18 protein-coding genes are annotated in these 18953 nt (G+C 58.1%); 9 read left to right on the top strand and 9 right to left on the bottom strand.

What is annotated here, in order from left to right; genetic code table 11:
* Positions 1-25: 25 nt before the first annotated feature.
* On the top strand, positions 26-1315 hold the full coding sequence (locus NW805_RS01265; protein ID WP_414421393.1) for a M16 family metallopeptidase: 1290 nt from the start codon (positions 26-28) through the stop codon (positions 1313-1315).
* Between the two features lie 3 nt (positions 1316-1318).
* Here NW805_RS01265 and cynS read toward each other — a convergent pair whose 3' ends face one another.
* On the bottom strand, positions 1319-1768 hold the full coding sequence (gene cynS, locus NW805_RS01260) for a cyanase (protein WP_414344350.1): 450 nt from the start codon (positions 1766-1768) through the stop codon (positions 1319-1321).
* A 313-nt stretch (positions 1769-2081) separates the two neighbouring features.
* On the opposite strand from cynS, the gene NW805_RS01255 reads away from it, so the two are divergent.
* Entirely contained in the window at positions 2082-3122 is a 1041-nt protein-coding gene (locus tag NW805_RS01255; protein WP_414421392.1) for an o-succinylbenzoate synthase, read from the top strand.
* Here the strand turns inward: NW805_RS01255 and prfB are convergent.
* Positions 3119-4250, bottom strand: a protein-coding gene (gene prfB / locus NW805_RS01250; protein WP_414421391.1) for a peptide chain release factor 2 whose coding sequence is annotated in 2 segments (ribosomal slippage) — positions 3119-4177 and positions 4179-4250 — 1131 coding nt in all. Because the reading frame shifts where the segments join, the coding sequence is not laid out codon by codon here. The genes NW805_RS01255 and prfB overlap by 4 nt on opposite strands.
* A 245-nt stretch (positions 4251-4495) precedes the next feature.
* On the opposite strand from prfB, the gene NW805_RS01245 reads away from it, so the two are divergent.
* Positions 4496-4768 (top strand): DUF4359 domain-containing protein, encoded by a 273-nt coding sequence (locus tag NW805_RS01245; protein WP_414421390.1) that lies wholly within the window; start codon positions 4496-4498, stop codon positions 4766-4768.
* Between the two features lie 14 nt (positions 4769-4782).
* Here NW805_RS01245 and NW805_RS01240 read toward each other — a convergent pair.
* The 3 genes from NW805_RS01240 to NW805_RS01230 all read right to left on the bottom strand — a co-directional run bounded on the left by NW805_RS01240 (position 4783) and on the right by NW805_RS01230 (position 8384).
* A protein-coding gene (locus tag NW805_RS01240) for an IS5-like element ISSoc13 family transposase (protein WP_414421273.1) occupies positions 4783-5525 on the bottom strand; the annotation gives its coding sequence in 2 pieces (ribosomal slippage) (positions 4783-5207 and positions 5207-5525; 744 coding nt in all).
* Positions 5526-5762: 237 nt separating this feature from the next.
* Positions 5763-6884 (bottom strand): methyl-accepting chemotaxis protein, encoded by a 1122-nt coding sequence (locus NW805_RS01235; protein WP_414421389.1) that lies wholly within the window; start codon positions 6882-6884, stop codon positions 5763-5765.
* A gap of 282 nt (positions 6885-7166) precedes the next feature.
* Positions 7167-8384 carry an HD domain-containing phosphohydrolase gene (locus NW805_RS01230; RefSeq protein ID WP_414421388.1) on the bottom strand — a complete coding sequence of 406 codons (1218 nt, stop codon included), beginning with the start codon at positions 8382-8384 and terminating at the stop codon, positions 7167-7169.
* Between the two features lie 215 nt (positions 8385-8599).
* Between NW805_RS01230 and pth the strand changes: the two genes are divergently transcribed.
* Positions 8600-9274 (top strand): aminoacyl-tRNA hydrolase, encoded by a 675-nt coding sequence (gene pth, locus NW805_RS01225; protein ID WP_414421387.1) that lies wholly within the window; start codon positions 8600-8602, stop codon positions 9272-9274.
* A gap of 307 nt (positions 9275-9581) precedes the next feature.
* Positions 9582-11048, top strand: coding sequence for a cation:proton antiporter (locus NW805_RS01220; protein ID WP_414421485.1), 1467 nt, complete (start codon positions 9582-9584; stop codon positions 11046-11048).
* A 1-nt stretch (position 11049) separates the two neighbouring features.
* On the opposite strand, the gene NW805_RS01215 is transcribed toward NW805_RS01220, so the two are convergent.
* Positions 11050-11640, bottom strand: coding sequence for an FHA domain-containing protein (locus NW805_RS01215; protein WP_414421386.1), 591 nt, complete (start codon positions 11638-11640; stop codon positions 11050-11052).
* A 214-nt stretch (positions 11641-11854) separates the two neighbouring features.
* Between NW805_RS01215 and NW805_RS01210 the strand changes: the two genes are divergently transcribed.
* From NW805_RS01210 to NW805_RS01195, 4 genes are all read left to right on the top strand, one after another.
* Entirely contained in the window at positions 11855-12079 is a 225-nt protein-coding gene (locus NW805_RS01210; RefSeq protein WP_011432364.1) for an NAD(P)H dehydrogenase subunit NdhS, read from the top strand.
* Positions 12080-12113: 34 nt separating this feature from the next.
* Positions 12114-12857 (top strand): low-complexity tail membrane protein, encoded by a 744-nt coding sequence (locus tag NW805_RS01205; RefSeq protein WP_414421385.1) that lies wholly within the window; start codon positions 12114-12116, stop codon positions 12855-12857.
* Positions 12858-12985: 128 nt separating this feature from the next.
* Positions 12986-13780 carry a hypothetical protein gene (locus NW805_RS01200; protein ID WP_414390040.1) on the top strand — a complete coding sequence of 265 codons (795 nt, stop codon included), beginning with the start codon at positions 12986-12988 and terminating at the stop codon, positions 13778-13780.
* Positions 13781-13973: 193 nt separating this feature from the next.
* Positions 13974-14231: a DUF2949 domain-containing protein gene (locus tag NW805_RS01195; RefSeq protein WP_011432361.1), complete on the top strand. Its 258-nt coding sequence runs from the start codon at positions 13974-13976 to the stop codon at positions 14229-14231.
* Between the two features lie 246 nt (positions 14232-14477).
* On the opposite strand, the gene NW805_RS01190 is transcribed toward NW805_RS01195, so the two are convergent.
* The 3 genes from NW805_RS01190 to NW805_RS01180 all read right to left on the bottom strand — a co-directional run bounded on the left by NW805_RS01190 (position 14478) and on the right by NW805_RS01180 (position 18766).
* Positions 14478-17405: an efflux RND transporter permease subunit gene (locus NW805_RS01190; RefSeq protein ID WP_414421384.1), complete on the bottom strand. Its 2928-nt coding sequence runs from the start codon at positions 17403-17405 to the stop codon at positions 14478-14480.
* A 63-nt stretch (positions 17406-17468) separates the two neighbouring features.
* A complete protein-coding gene (locus NW805_RS01185; protein ID WP_414421484.1) occupies positions 17469-18134 on the bottom strand; it encodes an efflux RND transporter periplasmic adaptor subunit in 666 nt (221 codons plus the stop codon).
* Entirely contained in the window at positions 18053-18766 is a 714-nt protein-coding gene (locus NW805_RS01180) for an efflux RND transporter periplasmic adaptor subunit (RefSeq protein WP_414421383.1), read from the bottom strand. Before NW805_RS01180 ends, NW805_RS01185 begins: the two co-directional genes overlap by 82 nt.
* Between the last annotated feature and the right edge of the window lie 187 nt (positions 18767-18953).

The raw sequence follows: 18953 nt of genomic DNA, 5'->3' as shown, positions 1-18953 counted from the left end.
ATTTTGGACGGGATCCCTTGCCTGCATGAACTCTGCTCTGCTTGCCACCCAACGTGGCCGTTTACAGCGCGTCCTTTTGGCCAATGGCATCACGCTGTTGCTGGGCCAGAACCCAACGGTGGAGATCTTGGCTGCCCACTGTTTTTTCCGCGGCGGCAGCCGGGCAGAGCGGCCGCAACAGGCGGGGGTGAGCCACTTGATGGCGGCTGTCCTCACCAAAGGCACGCATCGGCGCAACTCCCAGGCCATTGCTGCTGCGGTGGAATCGCTGGGAGCCTCGCTATCGGTGGACAGTTCTGCCGACTCTTTCGAGGTGAGCCTGCGCTGTGTGGCTGCCGATTTCCCGGAGTTGCTGGATTTGCTGGCGGAGATATTACGGGATCCCAGTTTTCCTGAAGAGGAGGTGGCGCGAGAGCAGGGGTTGATGCTGCAAGCCATTCGCGCCCAGCAGGAACGGCCTTTCAGCCTGGCTTTCGATCAGGTGCGACAGGCCCTCTATGGGGATCATCCCTACGCCCTGCCGGGGTTGGGACGGCTGGAGACGGTGGGATCCCTGACCCGCGAGGATTTGGTGGCCTATCACGCGGCCTACTGTCGTCCCAATGGAATGGTGATGGTGGTGATCGGCCCAGAGCCGCCGGAGCAAATGGCTGCCCAGGTGGAAGCGGCTTTGGGGGACTGGGTTGTTCCCGGCCCCTCTCCAGAGGATCGGGATGTTCCCCTGCCCCCTCTGAGGGATCCCCAACTGCTGAGGTTGCCCCAGCCCACTCAGCAGACAACAATCTTGATTGGGTTTCGCGGATCCCCTGCTGCTTCTGCGGATTATCCGGCCCTGAAACTGTTGGCCACCTACTTGGGCAGCGGTCTATCCAGCCGTCTGTTTGTGGAACTGCGGGAGCGCTGTGGCCTGGCCTATGAGGTCTCGGCTTTTTTTGCCACCCGCCGGGATCCCGCCCCTTTTGGGGTTTACATGGGCACTGCGGCAGAGAATACTCAGGTGGCCCTGGAGCGCCTACAAGCAGAAATCCACCGTCTGCAGGCCAATCCCCTCGATCCGGCGGAGGTGGAAATGGCGCAGCGCAAACTTCTGGGCCAATACGCCCTCAGCAAACAAACCAATGCCCAGGTGGCCCAACTGGTGGGCTGGTACGAGATTTTGGGCTTGGGCATGGAGTTTGACCAGCAGTATTTGCAGAGGGTCAGGCAACTCACCCCAGAGCAGCTCCACCAAGCCGCAAAAACCTACCTGACCAACTCGGCCATTGCTCTGGTGGGGCCGGAAGCGGCCTTGGCAGAAGCAGAGCCGATGTTTTAACTGCTACCACTTTTTATAGGGCAGGAACTTACCAGACATAATCACCTTAACACGATCTCCTTTAGGATCCTCTTCCTTTTCTATGTCTAGGGTGAAGTCAATAGCGCTCATGATTCCATCGCCAAACTTTTCATGAATCACGGCTTTGATTGGCATGCCGTAAACTTGAACAATCTCGTAAAAGCGGTAAATTAAGGGATCCGTCGGCACCACTGGCCCTAAGCCTTTCAGTGGGCATTCGGTCAATTGTTTAGCGACAGCGGCGTCCAAGCCTAAGATTTCGGCAATTTTGTTTGCTTCTTCTGCGGAAGCACTGGCCTGACGATAGAAGACCGCTGCAATCCACACCTCATCCCGGCCTATTTTCTCTTCCAAGTCAGCAAAAGTTAATCCCCTTTCAGCTTTGGCTTCCAAAAGCTTTTTGGTGATTTCGGGAATGGCTGTACTCATCATCGACTCCTAAGTTTTAGCTGTGCAGGCAACTCAATCTGGATTTACCACCCAAACCCGAACCCGCGATTCCTCAGTGGCACAGGTTTATTGGGAAAAGTGATGCTCTATTCAGAATCTGCTGCTTTTTTCCTTAATCATACGTAAGGAAGCACTTCTTAGGGCAGGAAGATACGCTATGTCTTCAACTCAATTCTGTAGTTTCAGCTACAGCAAGAACATCAGTCCCGCTATCTCGCTTGCAACATTTCTCTAATCTTTGAGATGCTCTACTTGTAGCTCCTCACTCTGAGGATCCTTGGAAGCGGAGAAAAAGGTGCTAGGCTTTGCGTTCTGCCTGTATCGGCGCCCCCTTCGGCGGCCCCTGCGTACCCACCACGGACTGTGGTCCGTGCGCGAAGGGATCCTGATCCGACTTACAGATCGGGAGACAGGCTGTCAGGGATATGGGGAAATTGCTCCCATCCCTTGGTTTGGCAGCGAGACCTTAGAGCAGGCTCTGGCGTTTTGTCGGCAGCTGCCCCCTCTTTTGTCGGAGGCGTATATTTTGGGGATCCCAGAAGCACTGCCGGCCTGCCGGTTTGGGTTGGAAGGCGCTTGGCTGGCCTGTCGGGATCCCGATTGGTTGAACAAGGATCTCTCTCTACTCTCTTTCTGTGAACTTTTGGGGGAGACCCTGCCGCCGGAATCTTACAAGGACTCCTACAAGGACTCCGTCCCACTCACGCGGTCGGTGTACAAGCTCAAGGTGGGGAGGGATCCCATGCAGCAGGAGTTGGAGAAGCTGGAGCAATGGCTGGAGCGGTTGCCACCGGGATCCCATCTGCGTTTGGATGCCAATGGGGGGTTAACGCTTGCGGAGGCCCACCGGTGGCTGATGGTTTGTGATCGGCTCAACCAGGCCTCGCCGGTCAAGATTGAGTTTTTGGAGCAGCCTCTGCCGCCGGATCAGCACGCCCATTTGGTGGAGCTCAGCCGCCAGTACCAAACCCCCGTTGCTTTGGATGAATCGGTGGCCTGCCTGGAGCAGTTGCAAGCGATCCATCGGTCAGGATGGAAAGGGATCCTGGTGGTGAAGCCGTCTCTGGTGGGCTCCTGCATTGCGCTGCGAGAGTATCTCAGCCGCCATCCCGGCCTGGATCTGGTCTTTTCTTCGGCGCTGGAGACTGCCATCGGCGCCTGGCACGGGTTGGCTTGGGCGGGATCCCTGCAAGCCAAAACCGCCTCTCCCCGGGCCGTGGGATGGGGGGTAGGGGAGTTTTTCCAGGAAGGGGATCCCCTGACCTTGACCCAGCTCTCAGCCCAGGAGCGGGCTGCCCTCATGCAGGCGGTGTGGGAGCGCTACAGCCGGCCCTAGACTGCGGCGGCCTGTTGTTTGGCGTATTCCTGCCGCAGATAGGCCTGGATAAAATGCATCAGCTCCTCCGGCTCGCCGTTCATAAAGGCCTCGACATTGTAGGTTTCGGCGTTGGTGCGGTGATCTTTGATCAGCTTGTAGGGATCGAAGGTGTAGGTGCGAATACGCCCCCCAAAGCCCTGAGTCACCATCTCGCCGCGGATCTCGGCCAGCTTTTGTCTGCGTTTTTCCTCTTCCATTGCAATCAGCTTGGCCTTCAAGATCTGGATGGCTCGCTCTTTGTTTTGCAGTTGGGAGCGCTCCTCGGTGCAGCGCACGGCAATGCCGGTGGGCTTGTGGATCACCCGCACCGCTGTTTCCACTTTGTTCACGTTTTGGCCACCTGCCCCACCTGAGCGGGAGGTCTCGAACTCCAGATCTTCCATCTTCAGCTCATACTCGCTTTCCTCTTCCAGAATCGGCATCACCTCTACGCCAGCAAAGCTGGTTTGCCGTTTGCCGTTGGCGTTGAAGGGGCTGATGCGCTCCATGCGGTGGTTGCCCTTCTCGGCAGAAAGATACCCATAGGCGTAGGGGCCTTCGATCAGCAGGGTGGCGGACTTGATACCGGCTTCGGCACCTTCGGAGTATTCCGAGAGGCTGACCTTGTAGCCCTGGTTTTGTGCCCAGCGGGTGTACATTTTCAAGAGCATTTCCGCCCAGTCCTGGGCATCGGTTCCCCCTGCACCGGCGGTGATGGTGAGGATGGCACCGTTTTGGTCGTAGGGGCCGGAGAGCAGTTGCTGCAGCTCCCATTGGCTCAACTCCCGCTCCACCGCTGCCAGGGATCCTGCTGTCTCGGCTAGGAGTTCTGGATCGGGCTCTTCTTGGAGCAGCTCGAGGGCGCTGGCGGCATCTTCCAGGCGATCCTTCCAGCGGTGCACCTGATCCCAGGAGGCCTTGAGGCTGTTGAGCTTTTGCAGGTGGCGGCGGGCTGCCTCTACATCATTCCAAAACTGCGGCTGCGAGGCTTCTTGCTCTAGGATGGCAATCTGTTGCTCCAAGTGGGGCAGGTCAAAGATAGTCCTGAGCGTTGCTCAGGCGCAAGGTGAGCGATTCTAGGGTGCGTCTTAGATCGGCAAGTTCCATAGAGAGCAGCAAGCTGTTTGCGCGTCGGATCCCATCCTAACCTGTGGGCCGGCAACTCAATCAAGGGATGGAGCCCTTCTGTGGGGCAGTTCCTGGCCGTTCCCATTGCAACAGCATTGCGATCCCTTGTCCATAGCAACAACCCCGCCAGAGGCAGGACGGAGTCCTTTGGCTTCTGCCGAAAGATCCCTGTTGAGGTGGCTCAAGCCTATAGCAGAATAAAGAATTCGGTTTCGGAGGCTGCGATGCTGAAGGTCTTTTCCTTGCTTTCCGGGCTGGTTTTGGCCGGAGGGGTGGCTGCTTTGGCCATCACCAATCCCACCTTAGAAGAGTACGGAACCTATGCAGGGGAACAACTGGCTGCCTACGCTACGCGGGAATACTGTGCTCAGATCCCGGCTTTCCTGGCCACTTTGATTGAGGAATGTCATACCCTCGTCCGAGAGCTTCAGCCCGAACTGGAAGCTTTGTTCATGCGCCAAACCCGCCGGCAGAATTTTATCCTCTTCAGCCTCTAGGTTGTGTTGATCTTTCATTTGAGCCAAAAGAGAGCACTGACGAGATAGAGAAAACTCAAGAAGTTCCTGGCCAATTTGTCAAAACGAGAACATAGATGCCGGTACTGCTTTAACTTATGAAAAAAGCATTCGATTAAATGCCTCTCTTTATACAGATGCTTGTCATAATGCCGCTGCGTCTTTCTATTCCTTTTAGGCGGAATAACCGCTTGAGCTTCCCCTATCTTCTTAATCAACTTATCCGCATCATATCCTTTATCCCCAATTACTTTGGTATCCTTTCTCTGCCAGCCCTCTATCAATTCTTCCCCTTGAGTAATATCGCTCTTTTCTCCGCCAGTTATTCTCAATTCCAGCGGATTTCCCAACCCATCTACACTCACATGAATCTTGGTGCTGTATCCGCCTCGGCTTCTCCCCAAAGCTTGCTCCCCTTTTTTCCGGCAGCACAGGAGTGCGCTCGAACCGTGGTTGAATCAATAATGAGATGCTCTAAATCAGGGTCGTCAATAAAATACTTGAACATCCGTTCCCACACTCCAAAACGACTCCACCGGTGGAATCTTTGATAGATGGTGTACCATTTGCCATATCCTTCTGGGAGGTAGCGCCAAGGAGCACCGGAACGGGCTATCCAAAGAACTGCTTCAATAAACTGTTTGCAGTTTGCTTCTTTCCCAATGTTAACTCTCTCTTCTGTCTGTAAAAAAGCCAATATCTTCTGCCATTTGTTTTCATCTAAAAAAACCAACTTCATCCTCTTTCCTCTATAAATTACTCTCTCTATCCTAACATAAGATCAACACGACCTATACCACCGATTTGTCGTTGCTCAACTTTGGCCCGCTGGGGATTTCCTTGCCCACCTACCACTTTGAAACCCTCGCCGTGGCAGGGCAATTCTACACTTATGAGATTCGAGAGGGGAAAGCTGCCCCCTAGCCACCATGGCAACCTCAGGCTCTCAGGATCCAGAAGAATCTCAAAAGGGAGGCTAGATTTGGGCTCGTTCCAACAGGGTTTGCAGCTCTTCCAAGGCCAACTGGGCCGACTGGGCCTGCTGGTAAAGGGATTGCACCACCTCAGCGCTGCTCTGGGCCGATTGCAGTGTGGATTGGCTCTGGCGCTGGATACGCTCTGCTAGGCCGCGAATGCGGTTGCTGGCCTCGGTGGTTCGTCCCGCCAATTTGCGGATCTCCTGGGCAATGGCTCCAAAGCCACCGGCACCACCGCTGCGGTTGGCCTCTACAGCCGCATTGAAAGAGAGCAGGCGAATGTATCCTGCCACCTCCACGATCAAATCCACGATGGTGTTGATCTCCTTGAGTTCGCGGGATAGCTCCTGGTTGTTGTCGGCAATTTCCTGGAAGAGGGTGCGCACCGCTTCTACCCCAGCAAAGGTGGCGGCAAAGGTGGATTTGCCCTTCTCCGAGAGGATCGAGCTAATCTCGATGATGCGGGCGTTGAGGCGAGCCAGCTCCTCAGAGCGCTGTTGGGCCCGCCGGCGTTCCATATCTAGGGCCAGGTTTTGGCTGAGGATCTCGGCTTTCTGCCGCTCCAGATCCCGGGCATACTGGAGGCTGCGGTTTTTTTCCTGCTCCAGCTCTGCCAAGATCCTTTTCATCTCTTCCTGCTGCTCTTGTAGCTTGCGCTGGGTGGCCAGATGCACCTGAGCCTGGGCCACCAATAGCACCGGCACATCCAGAAGGCGGTAGTCCTGGGATCCCAGTTGAACCACCACGGGGTCATAGATGGTCTCTTCGGGCCGTTGGAAAGCTCGGTCGGCTGCTTGGATGACATCGCAGTCGCCGGGGAGCAAGAGAAAATCCCGGCTATGGAACTCTACCATGGAGCTGATGGGCCGCTTCAAAAACACATCCAGGCCGTAGGGCTTGCTAAGCATCCACTCCAAAATGGCGCGGCGGGTCAACATTCCCCGCACCTGCGACCGCTCGTCCAGCACGATGACTCCTGAAAGGCTGCTGTCATCTTCCAGGCGGCGCACCACATTCTCGCAAGGGGTGGACTCGTTCACCTGAAACTCCACCAAGGCCAAGTCACGCAGCTTGGTGTTGATCGATAGGGTGGGAGTGGGCGGGTTCGTCAGGGTAGCCATCACAGGGATCCTCGGCACACGTTGGGTACAGATGGGTTGGATGCTAATGTGTAGAGCAACACAAAAAGTCGGCCCTAAATCGGCCTTTGATGGGGTGATTCCTGCAGAAAATCGACCACCTTCAGTTTGCCCTGGGATCCCACCTTTTGCCCATAAGATTCTGCGGGATTGTACGGAAAGGATGGCCTGGGATCCCTTCTTTGCGGTTTGCTGGGACGGATCCCTTTGGAGCTGAATGTTCTGGGTTGGTATCTTGGATCCCTGATTGATCTGGAGCTGGATTTAGCGGGTTTCTGGATAGCGGTGGTAGATTTCCAGAATTTCGCTGCGTCCTCGGTTAAAGGCGGCCACCACTTGCGGGTCGAAATGGCTGCCGCTGTTGTCTTCTACAAACTGAAAGACCTCATTCAAAGCCCAGGCTTCTTTGTAGGGGCGACGGCTGGCCAAGGCATCGAATACATCGGCTAAGGCCACAATCCGCCCTTCTAGAGGGATCCCTTCTCCTTTGAGGCCGCGCGGATACCCACTGCCGTCGAACTTCTCGTGGTGGGTCAGAGCGATGATGGCGCTCTTTTTCATCAGCTCGGAGTCGGACTTGCTGAGGATCTCATAACCAATCTCAGGGTGACGGTTCATGATCTGCCGTTCTTCTGGGGTCAGGCGCCCCGGCTTTTGCAAGATGGCATCGGGGATCCCGATTTTGCCCACATCGTGCATGGGACTGGCGTAGAAGATCAGCTCTTGCTCATGGCTGGAGAGGCCCAAGTGCTTGGCGATGATGCGGGAGTAGTTGCTCATCCGCTTCAGGTGAAAGGAGGTATCTTGATCCCGGTATTCTGCGGCCACAGACAGACAGAAGATGGTCTCGAAGTGGGCAGATTTGAGCTCTTCCCGCAATTGGACGTTTTGATAGGCAACCGCCGCCTGGGAGGCCAAGGCTTCTGCCACGCTAACTTCCAGCTCAGAAAAAGGTTGGCTCCACTCGGCCACCTGGTCAGGAGCTAGGGGGGTGGGGTGATCCGGCTTTAGGCGGTTCAACAGTTGTAGGGCGCCGAGGATCTTTCCTGAGGGATCCCGCATCGGCACGGTGAGCAAGGAGCGGGTGCGATAGCCGGTCTGCCGATCCACCTGTGGGTTAAAGGCATAGGGCCGGTCGGCGGGCAGGCGGTAGACATCCGGCAAATTCAAGCTTTCCCCGGTGAGCACCACATAGCCCACAATGCTGGAAGGGCTGAGGGGCAGGCGCAGATCCCGCAGCTCCTCATGGCGGTTGACCACGAAAAACCGCAATTCTTCTCCCTCTCGGACAAAGAGGCTGGCCCCATCACAGTGGGTCAGTTCTCGGGCTTGAGCAACGATCAACTCCAGCAGCCGCCCCAGATCTGTTTCTGAGGAGAGGGCGATCCCCACTTGAATCAGACACTGGCTGAGGCGCAGGGCATCCGAGGCATCGAATTCGGTTGTGCTGGGGTGAAGACCGAAGGGGGTGGGCAGGCTCATAGCAGGGTTGGTCAGAAGCGTTCACAATGAGCGTTGACAATAAACAATGGCAGAGTCATGGGCGGCGAGCCATTTGCCCCCAGGGATCCTCACCGCTGTCCCGACTCAGTCCGGCTGGGTATCTGACACCTTCGGGGCGACCAGCAGCCCAAAAACACGCCAACACCACTCAAAGCAGCGATGCCTTACTTTAGCTCGAGGAGGCGAGAAACGTTGTGACCCAGGTCAAGCCCAAGGGAACCGATGAGATTTCCCTGCAGCTCGTTGTGGGCCTGGGCAATCCCGGCCCTCAATACGCCAATACCCGCCACAATTGCGGCTTTATGGTGGTGGATCGGCTGGCGCAGCGCTGGGGGATCCCGTTGGTTTTGGAGAAGCGATTCCAAGGTAGCTACGGAGAAGGGTTTGCCCTGGGAGGAAAGCGACGCTTGCTCAAGCCGGAAACCTACATGAACCGTTCCGGCCAATCGGTGCGGGCGGTGCTGGATTGGTACAAGTTAGATCTCGCCTCTGTGCTGGTGGTGTACGACGATATGGATCTGCCGCTGGGTCGTCTGCGCCTGCGGGGATCCGGTTCTGCCGGTGGGCACAACGGCATGAAGTCCATCATTCAGCACTTGGGGAGCGAAGGGTTTCCGCGGCTGCGTTTGGGGGTGGGCAAACCCAAGGGCAGCCAAGATGTGGTCGGGCATGTGTTGGGGGGATTTGCGCCTGCAGAACAAGAGGTGCTGGAGCGGGTGTTGAATACGGCGGTAGAGGCCGTGGAGTGCTGCTTGCAAGAGGGACTGAGGACAGCCATGAACCGCTTTAATCCTCTGGATCTGTCTGGGCCACCGTCCGATCCGGATGGATCCAACCCTGCACCGGGCCATGGCGAGGCTTCCTCCTGAGGAGCAGCTTGTCCTGGATTGCCGGTTCTGAGGGGTTTTCCAGGAGAGGAAGTGGTAAGGGCTTCGTCCTGCTCATGGGAACGTCTGTGGAGACAATACTCCAGATAAGTATCAATTATCTGGAGTATAAGAGTGCCTACCTGGGCGTTGCCAACAGTTCCCAAGGGAGGTTAGCTTCTGTAACAGTCTTCCAGCAGAAGGGCGAAAGGAATGGGAACGGCAGCGTTCCCACCAGGGCCGGCCCGAGACAAAAAGCTGTTCATCATTTGAGGGTGAGATCTTGCTGTTGAACAACCTAGATTCAGTGTTGCTTGCTGTTGAAGCCGCTGCCCCCCTTGAAGCGGAAGGGGCTGCCAATCTTTTACCCCTGATCTTGGCGGCGGTGCTGATGGCTCTGGTGGTCATCTATCTGGCCAGCCGTATTGCCGGAGAAATCGCCGTTCGCCTCGGCTTTCCGCCGGTGCTGGGAGAATTGCTGGGGGGCGTTACGGTGGGAACCTCCGCTCTGGGGTTGCTTGTCTTCCCAGAAGGACAAGTTTCCGGCCAAGAGCTGCACACCTTGGCTCAATCCTCAGCACTGATGCAATTTCTGCAAGCCACTGCCGGCCTCGACGAGGGATCCCTGGTACAGGTGTTCTCCTCCCAAAGCCAGATCATCGACATCCTCTCCGAGATCGGGGTGATCATCCTCTTGTTTGAAATCGGCCTCGAGTCGGATCTGGCCGAGCTGTTGCGGGTCGGCCCTCAAGCCGCAGCCGTAGCCGTCATCGGGGTCGCTGTGCCTTTCCTGGCCGGAACCCTGGGCTTGCTCTACCTGTTTCATGTGCCCGTTATCCCCGCCATATTTGCCGGCGCTGCCCTCACAGCAACCAGCATCGGCATCACCGCCCGCGTCTTGGCCGAGCTGCAAAAACTCACCTCCCCAGAGGGGCAAGTGATCATTGGTGCCGCCGTCTTGGATGACGTATTGGGCATCATCATCTTGGCCGTAGTGGCGGGCTTGGCCAAAAACGGAGAAGTCAACCTTTCCGATATCGGCATCATCATCCTCAGTGCCATCCTCTTCTTGGTCGGCTCTATTGTTCTGGGGCGCCTTCTCAGCCCCTACTTTGTTGCCCTTCTCAACAGCCTGAAGACCCGAGGTAACCCCCTTCTGCCCGCCCTTGTGCTGGCCTTTCTGCTGGCTTATGTAGGGCAAATCATTCATCTAGAAGCGATTTTGGGCGCCTTTGCCGCTGGCTTAATCTTGGCCGAAACCGAGAAACGGCAAGAGCTGGAAGAACAGATCAAGCCCATTTCCGACCTACTGGTGCCCATCTTCTTCGTCTGCGTTGGGGCCAAAACCAACCTTGCCGTACTCAACCCCACCCTCCCCGTCAACCGAGAGGGGCTGATCATTGCCGTCTTCTTGATCGGAGTTGCCATTGTGGGCAAGCTAGCAGCGGGCTTGGGGGCCTTTGGCAAGCCGGGCATCAACCGCTACGCCATCGGAGTGGGCATGATTCCCCGGGGTGAGGTGGGCCTGGTGTTTGCCGGTGTGGGGGCCGCCAGTGGGGTTCTCTCCGATGCCCTCGATGTCAGCATTATCGTCATGGTGATTGCCACCACCTTTGTCGCTCCCCTCTGGCTGCGGGGAGTGTTGATTGGGGAAGCCAACTCCCCCTCCCTCCTGGACTTGCAGGCAGAAGCGTCAGAGCAAGACCGCAAAGACGGCACCGACGAGACTGCATCAGCGCTCCCAGACTCAGAACGGGTGGGCATTCCTGAGGGCTAAATTATCTCAGCTTTCCCCTCAAACGCCCCCAGAGGGTCTGGAACAGCAGCCGCAGCGAATGGCGACGTCGGGGCCTCACGCCTTCAATCTTCTCCGTCGTCTCCTCTTGGGGCAAAATCGCCTGCATCGAGGGCGGATCAAACCGCTGCAGTGTTGTGGAGCGTCGATCCACCACCTCCGCCTTCACGCTGCGAAAGCTTACAGACTGGAGATACTGCTGAAAATCTTCGTCTGACAACCGACGAATGCAGTACTGCATCCGCACCTGATTCCCCAACAGGATCTGATCCCCATCCTTGAGATCCCAGCTCAAACATCTCTGCCCATTCACCGAGACGCCGTTGGTGCTGCGCTTGCCCTCGATATTGCCGTCCAGCAGCCGGTAGGTATACTGGCCATCTTTTTGGGGTAGCCGCAGCAGCAGCGCGTGTTGCCGGGAAACCGCCGCCGAATCGATGACAATCGCATTGCTGGGATCCCTGCCGATGGAATAGGTGGCAGCACTGAGGGCCACAGCCCGCCGTCCTTGTTCATCATCGATCACCAACACATGCCAGATTTGGGAGGGGGAAGACTGTGCGCCGGTAGCCATGGTCTGGGGCCTTGAGGGGGAGCTGGGTTGACCGTCGAAGTTGCAGTACAGGCTCCTTTCCCGTTAGCGGGCTGTCAGCCACACCTCAGCCATTGCCCAACCCTCGGCGAACCGCTGTGGGAAGAAGCTCAACGAGGGGGAGACTCGGCAAGAGAGGGGCTTTCTCCCATAATAGTAAGGCAGAGCTTCTGCAAAAAAAGAGGATAGCTGAAACGTGAACACGACTCCAACCCCAACCCTCCTCGAAGCCCTTCCCCCGATCTACCCCGGCGTTGCCGTGCGGGTCATCAACCCCAACGACACCTACTACTGCTTTGAGGGCCAGGTACAGCGGGTTACCGACAACCATGCCGCTGTCCTCTTTGAAGGCGGCAACTGGGACAAATTAGTCACCTTCCGCCTCACAGAATTGGAAGTGGTGGACAAATCCCGCCCCTAGCCCTGCTCTCCCCTGTCCCTTTTGGCATCTCCCCATGCGCAGCCATTGGCAGGAACCTTTCCTCTGGATCCATGCCGCCGGCATCCTCCTCTTCCCCTTGTGGGTAGGGCTGACCCTGATCGGGCTGGCCACAGGGGATCCCCTCCTGCCGGTGGGGGTAGAGCAGGCCTGGGTGGCCGTGGTGGGCATTGGGCCGGTCTTTGCTATGCAGTGGCGCAAGCCATTGGATATCTTCAGCCTGTGGGTGGCCTCTGTCCCCCCGGAAGAACTTACCCCCGACCAGCGCCGCATCTTGGCCGCCTTCCTCAGCCCCGAACACAAGATCTTGACGCTGTTGGCGGCAATCCTGATGCTGGAAGTCGGTGAGCGCCTCTACGACTTTGCCCCCCTCTTTGCCCCGCTCACCCCTGGCAACGGCACCCGTCTGGCAGGCCTAGCCATAGCTGCCTTTGGATTTTGGGGATCCAACCTATTCTTGCAGATCCCCATTGCAACGATACGGGTACTCCTCCTCAGCGAGCCGGAGCTGGCTCAAATGGATCCCGTCCCCGTCGAAGAGATCGAAAGCCGCTTCTCCGTCATCGGCGATCGCCGCAGCCCACTCCTGCAACGGCTGTTGCGCCGCATCTCCGGCCAAGATTCAGAAGGCACCTCGAAAGACCAAAAAGACAAGGATAAAAACAGAGCGACAGAAAACCCCCAGCCGGAATCTGAGAAGCGGGATCCCTCTGGGGAAGTTGCCATGCTGATCCCTGAAACTCCCCCCGATCCCACCTAAGGCAAGCTTCCGCAAAAGCTGTAGCTCAATGTTAGATTGGAAGCAATCCAAGTAGATTGGAAGCAATCCAAGCCCTGTGAAATCCAACCATCGGCATTCCCCTGATCTTCGAGGCTACCGCACCGGCAATGGCGAGCAACTTTTCTTTCCGCTTCAAGCAATTTACCCAACGCCTCAGAGAAACCACCCAACTTCCCCAGTTTTTCACCGATCAAGCCACCAGTGAAACCCAAAACCTCGCTCGGGAGTTGGCTTTGGTTGGGGAATACGCCACTCAGCTTAGCCAAGTGGTGATGGAGGTGGACTTTCTCAACCAGCTCTACACCCGTCTTTTGAACGAGCGGGAAGTGTTGCAGCAGGAAAAAGATCACTTGGAAGCGCGGGTCTTTGAGTTGCAACAGGAACGCAACGAGACGGAGCCCCAGGTGATGTATTTGCGAGAGCAGCTCAGCCAGGCCAGCTTTCAACTGGAACAAACTCAAAACCGGGAACGCAGCCTTAGCGAGCGAGAACGACAGTTGTCGGAAATTGTAGCCCAACTGGAGCGACGGCGGGCTGTACTCAACCAAGCCATCGAAAACCTCACCAATCAAGAGGCCGATTACACCGTTCGCACCAAAGAACTGGAGGCGGTCGTCCGGGAAAACGAAAAGAAAGCCAAGCAGTACCTGGAAGCTGCCAACCACTACCGCGCCTACCTGGAAGAGCTCAATGCTCAAGTGCAAGAAACGCAAGCCAAGCTGAGAAGCCTTGGTGTTGAGCCCAAGCCCGCCGACCTGCCTCGACTTGAGGATCTGGAAAAACCCACCCCCATCCCAACGCCACCCCCTGCCTACACGCCTCCTCTCCCCCAACAGCCCCCTCCACCCCAGCAGAGTGGCTATTGGTCAGATAGTCCTTTCGACGACGACCCCTGGGGATAGACTATCCTGCCAGGACCTATAAGCAAGCTTTGCAACAAAGCTCAGTGCTCTCTGCCCTAACCGGCCTTGGGAGGGCCTGGGTGGTCACATACCCTGGAAGAAACCTGTTGCAAGGGATCCGCAAGAAGATCCCCAGAATCAGTACGAGGATCCCGATCCTCGACATTCAATCCTTTCCTGCCCGGCCAAACCTATGGAACCGACCCTGCCGGATTTACAAGCCCTTAGCCAATGGGATCGACAGTTCTGCCAGTTTGCTGAGCAGCAACAGCTCCTCAAGCCCAAACAACTGGCTCTGGCCCTGAAGATCCAACGGCAGCAGCACGGCCCTCTAGCCTTGATCCTCTGGCAGTTGGGCTTTGTGGGCCTGCAACACCTGGCTCAGTTCTGGGAAAAAATGCCCAGCGAAGCCGAGTCCGAACTGCTCGAGGACAGGGCCTGCGGTGGATGAGAAAGCGATGAACGAGAGCCTCCCCAAACCTGTGCAAAAGCGCTGGAAGTCCTTTGCAGTACGGAACCAAGGTGTACAGTCATTTCAAGTTAGACTAAGACACTTCTCAACTGCTCCGCGGTGCCGCCCAAACGCCCTGCGCCGCTTCCGCGACCACCCCCAATCTCTCCCGAAGGGAGAGCTAGGAAGCAAGGCAACGGAACTTTTCCGCCAAAAGACAAGCATCAAGCAGATTCCCCTGGCTACCTACCCAACGCTGTCGCCACCAGGCAGCACCTCTTTGGGATCCTCCGGCGGCGGCAAATGCGCCAGATCCACAGGCGAAGGGGATCCCCCCAAAATCTGCGCCTGGATCCCTTTGATCACCAGGTAGAGCACCGGCACAATCAGCAAGCTGAGCACCGTTGAAACGAGCATACCGCCGATCACCGCCGTGCCCAGCGACTGACGGCTGGCTGCCCCTGCGCCCGTGGCCGCTGCCAGAGGGAAAATACCCAGGATAGTGCTCAGGGCGGTCATCAGAATGGCGCGGAAGCGGGTCTCTGCCGCCTGCACTGCAGCCTTAACCAGGGGGATCCCTTGGGCAACCAACTGGTTGGCAAACTCCACAATCAAGATGGAGTTTTTGCTGGCCAGCCCGATCAACATCACCAACCCGACTTGGCAGAAGACGTCGTTGGTCAAGCCCCGCAGCAGTTGCGCCAAAAGAGCCCCAAGAACCGCCAGCGGCACCGCCAACAAAATGATCAAGGGATCCACATAGCTCTCAAATTGCGCCGCCAGCACCAGGAAGACGAACACCGAGCCCAAAGCAAAGATCAGCGGCGCCTGTCCTCCCGACTTGATTTCTTCCAGCGACAGGCCCGACCACTCGAAGCCAAACCCCTGCGGCAACAACTGGGCGGCTAGAGTTTCCATAGCCCGAATCGCTTGCCCTGAGCTAAAGCCCGGCAGGGCGCTGCCCTGAATTTCCACCGAGCGGAAGAGGTTGAAGTGGTTGATGATGGCCGGGCTGGTGGTCTCCTCCACCTGAACCAGGGTGCTCAACGGCAAGAGCTGCCCCTGCCCACCCCGCACGTAGAACTGGCCGATGCTTTCCGGGTTACCTCGGAATGCTTGATCCGCCTGCACATAGACCCGGTAGTTGCGGTTGAACAGGTCGAAATCATTGACGTAGGTGCCCCCCAGCAGCGTCTGCAGCGTGCAGAAGACATCCAACAGAGGGATCCCCAACAACTGGGCCATCTCCCGATCCACCTGTACTTCTAGCTGCGGCGAATTGGCGTTGAAGGTGGGCGGGTTAATCCGCAAGCCCAAGGGGGGTTGGCCCGGCGGGGGCGGCGAGTTGCCCACAAAAAACAGGGTGTTGGCCGTCTGCTCCAAGAGGTTGAAATCGTTCACCCCCCGATCCTGAAGCTGGAAAGTAAACCCGCCCGCAACCCCCAAATTGGGAATGGCCGGCGGCAGGATCGGGATCACCAATGCGCGGCTGATCCCGCCCAAAAAAGGCCCAAATAGCCGGTTGACAATCGCTTGCGCCGATTGCTCCGGTTGCCGCCGCTCTTCCCAGGGCTTGAGGGTGGCAAAGATCAGCCCATTCCCCGGCGAGGGCCCGGTAAAGCTGAACCCCCCCACGATCACCCGATTTTCGATCTCAGGGATCCCCTCCAAAATAGCGGCGGCCTGCCGGATCACCCTGTCGGTATAGTTGAGGGAAACCCCCGGCGGCCCCTGGACAATGGTGATGAAAAAGCCCTGATCCTCATCCGGCACAAACCCCGTCGGCACAATTTGGAACAGCCAGTAGGTGAGGCCCAAACAGGCAATAAACCCCGTCACCACCAACAGCCGCAGCTTCACCACCAGCTCCAGCAGGCGGCAGTAGGCCGCTCGGATCCCTTCCACGGCGCGGTCAAACCAGCGCAGCAGCCAAAACATCTGCTCTGAGCGGGGGCGAATTAGCAGCGCCGACAAAGCCGGAGCCAAGGTAATGGCATTAAACGTGGACAGCGAAACCGACACGGCAAAGGTCCCCAGCAGCGCCACCGGAATTGTAACGGTGGGAATGAGGGTGACGCGCCAATCTTGCAAAAAGATGAACAGTACCAGCACCACCAGGGCAATAGCCTGCAGCAGGGTAAAAATCACCTCCTGCACCGACTCGGTAATGAACAGGGTGGCGTCGAAAGGGATCTCGTAGATCAAGCCGGGCGGAAAACTCTCCGCCAGCTGCGCCAACGTCTGCCGCACCTGCCGCGACACCTCTAGGGCGTTGGCATCCGGTTGTTGGGTGATGGCGATCCCCACCGCCTCCTGCCCCCCGATGCGGAAGAACGTATCGTAGCTTTGGGCCCCCAGCTCTACCCGGCCCACATCGACAATGCGCACCAAGCTGCCATCGGCGTTGGCCTTGAGAACGATCTGGGCGAACTCCTCCGGCTGCGACAGCCGCCCCGTGGCCTGGACGCTGATCTGAAACTCCTGATCCGGGGGGCTGGGCTGGCCGCCAATTTGGCCGGCGGGCACCTGGATATTCTGCTGGCGCACTGCGTTTACCACATCCAGAGCTGTCAAACCATAGCTGGCCAGCCGCGTCGGATCCAGCCAGATGCGCATGGCATAGGTGCGCTCCCCGAAAATGATGACATCGCTGACGCCGCGGATGCGCCGCAAAGCATCCCGCACAAACAGCTCCGCGTAGTTGCTCAAAAACAGCTCGTCGTATTCCCCCGCCTCTGAGCGCAGCGCCAACACCAGCACAAAGGCGCTGTCGCCGGCCTTTTCCACGCTGATGCCGTTTTGGATCACCTCCGCCGGCAGCCGGCCCTGGGCCCGCGCCACCCGGTTCTGCACATCCACAGCCGCCGTGTCCAGATCCCGATCCGGGCTGAAGGTAACGGTGATCTGGCTGGTGCCGTTGCTGCTGCTCACCGAGGCGATAGACCGTATACCCTCGACGCCGTTGATCTCCTGCTCCAGCACATTGGTTACCGCCGTCTCCACCGTCTCGGCGTTGGCCCCAGGATAAACAGCAGTCACCCTCACCGCTGGCGGCGCCACCTGTGGGTAGTAGTCCACCGGCAGTAGGGGAATGCTCACCGCCCCCACCAGCACGATCAGGATGGAGCAGACGCTGGCAAAAACAGGGCGGCGAATGAAAAAGTCAACAAACATAGTCCAGCGCAGTGAGGAGTGAAAGGGGATAGCTGAGTTGGGAAACCGCCGGAGAGAGAGGACCTAGGGCGGGGATCCAGGAGGTCTCCCTCCCCCTTGTGGCTGCATCCTCTGCTGAAAAAGCACCTCATCGACAATCGGGGCGCCATCGCGGATTTTCTGCAGGCCGCTCAGCACAATTGGCTCATTGGCCTCCAAACCCTCCAGCACCTCATAGCTGTTTCCGTAGATGGATCCCAGCCGTACCGGCCTTTGCACCGCCACCGCCCCCGGGGGCATGCCCTCTGCTGGCGGCTCCGTTGTCTGCACCGTGTAGACAAAGGTTTGCGCCCCCAAGCGGGCCACCGCCGTCACCGGCACCAGCAAGGCCGGCCGCTCCTCCCAGATGACCCGAGTCCGCACAAACTGGGCCGAGCGCAACTGGCCGGCAGGGTTCTCCAGAAGAGCCTTGGCCAGCACCGATTGCGTGGCGGCGTTGGCTTCGGGAGCAATGAAAGAGATTTGGCTGCTGCCGATCACCTCGCCGCGGCTATCCAGGATCTGCACCGGCGTGCCAATGCGCAGCTGGGGGGCCCGCTGCAACGGGATGTTGAGGTTGAGCTCCAGCGCCTGGGTTTGGGTCAAGGTGGTCAAAACCGTCTGAGGCGTCACGTAGTCCCCTTGCCGCACCAAAACATCCCCCACAATGCCGGCAAAGGGAGCTGTAACCTGGAAAAACTGCAGTTGCACCTGTTGCCGCTCCGCCTCGGCCTGGGCTCGCTGCACCTCCCGCTCTGCCCGCAAGTCGCGGCCTCCTGAGCGCGGATCTGCTCCTGTTGCGCCGCCAAAGCCGCCTCCGCCTGGCGCAGGTCGCGGCTGGATTGATCCGCTTGCGCCTGGCTGATGGCCCCCTCGGCCAAGAGGCGCAGGTTGCGCTCGTGCTGCTCCCGGGCAAACTCCGCCGCTGCCTCCAGCCGCAGCCGATCCGCCCGCAACTGGCTGAGCACGGCCCGGCCGCTCTCCAGGTTGGCTTGGGCTGCGGCAATCCCCGCTGTTTGGCCGGCCACCGCCGCCTGTTGCTGCCGGCTGTCGATCTCAAAGAGAGGGGCTCCGGCAGCCACCTGGGATCCCAACTGCACCAACACCCGAGTCACCTGTCCGCTCACCTGGGGCCGGATGCTGGCCACCTGCTGGGATCCGAGGCTGGCCATGAACTCTGAAGTCTCTTCGATTTGCTGTTCCTCTACCCTGCCGACGGCCACTGGTGTGGGTTGGCCTTCTCCGCCCCCTTCACCCCCCATGCTGCGAGGTGGCCCGCCGGGCCGGCAAGCAGCTACCAAGAGAGAAAGGCACAACAGCGGCAGAGCTGTTCGCAGTTGCATCGTGAACCTGCCTCCCTAACGGCTATCCCAACAGAGGGATCCCACCTCTGCATTGACTCAATCAACCAGGGTACTGAGACTGTGCCCTGCTGCGCCTGTGCAAAAGCGCTGGCCATCCTTCCCAATCCAGAGCTAGGGTGGATGCGTGACATCCTCCCGGCGCTCGTCCTGTGGATAGAGCACGGGC

It is taken from the genome of Synechococcus sp. W60.1 (assembly GCF_047461575.1).
In the GTDB taxonomy this organism is placed as follows: domain Bacteria; phylum Cyanobacteriota; class Cyanobacteriia; order Thermostichales; family Thermostichaceae; genus Thermostichus.
The sequence above is the reverse complement of the archived record's forward strand: the minus strand, read 5'-3'. Positions and strand labels throughout refer to the sequence as shown.

Coding starts and splice junctions, on each gene's coding strand:
- NW805_RS01195 (WP_011432361.1), top strand. CDS start 13,974: ATGGAACCGACCCTGCCGGATTTACAAGCCCTTAGCCAATGGGATCGA.
- NW805_RS01245 (WP_414421390.1), top strand. CDS start 4,496: ATGCTGAAGGTCTTTTCCTTGCTTTCCGGGCTGGTTTTGGCCGGAGGG.
- NW805_RS01180 (WP_414421383.1), bottom strand. CDS start 18,766: ATGCAACTGCGAACAGCTCTGCCGCTGTTGTGCCTTTCTCTCTTGGTA.
- NW805_RS01215 (WP_414421386.1), bottom strand. CDS start 11,640: ATGGCTACCGGCGCACAGTCTTCCCCCTCCCAAATCTGGCATGTGTTG.
- NW805_RS01265 (WP_414421393.1), top strand. CDS start 26: ATGAACTCTGCTCTGCTTGCCACCCAACGTGGCCGTTTACAGCGCGTC.
- NW805_RS01190 (WP_414421384.1), bottom strand. CDS start 17,405: ATGTTTGTTGACTTTTTCATTCGCCGCCCTGTTTTTGCCAGCGTCTGC.
- NW805_RS01235 (WP_414421389.1), bottom strand. CDS start 6,884: ATGGCTACCCTGACGAACCCGCCCACTCCCACCCTATCGATCAACACC.
- NW805_RS01200 (WP_414390040.1), top strand. CDS start 12,986: ATGGCGAGCAACTTTTCTTTCCGCTTCAAGCAATTTACCCAACGCCTC.
- NW805_RS01230 (WP_414421388.1), bottom strand. CDS start 8,384: ATGAGCCTGCCCACCCCCTTCGGTCTTCACCCCAGCACAACCGAATTC.
- cynS (WP_414344350.1), bottom strand. CDS start 1,768: ATGATGAGTACAGCCATTCCCGAAATCACCAAAAAGCTTTTGGAAGCC.
- NW805_RS01205 (WP_414421385.1), top strand. CDS start 12,114: ATGCGCAGCCATTGGCAGGAACCTTTCCTCTGGATCCATGCCGCCGGC.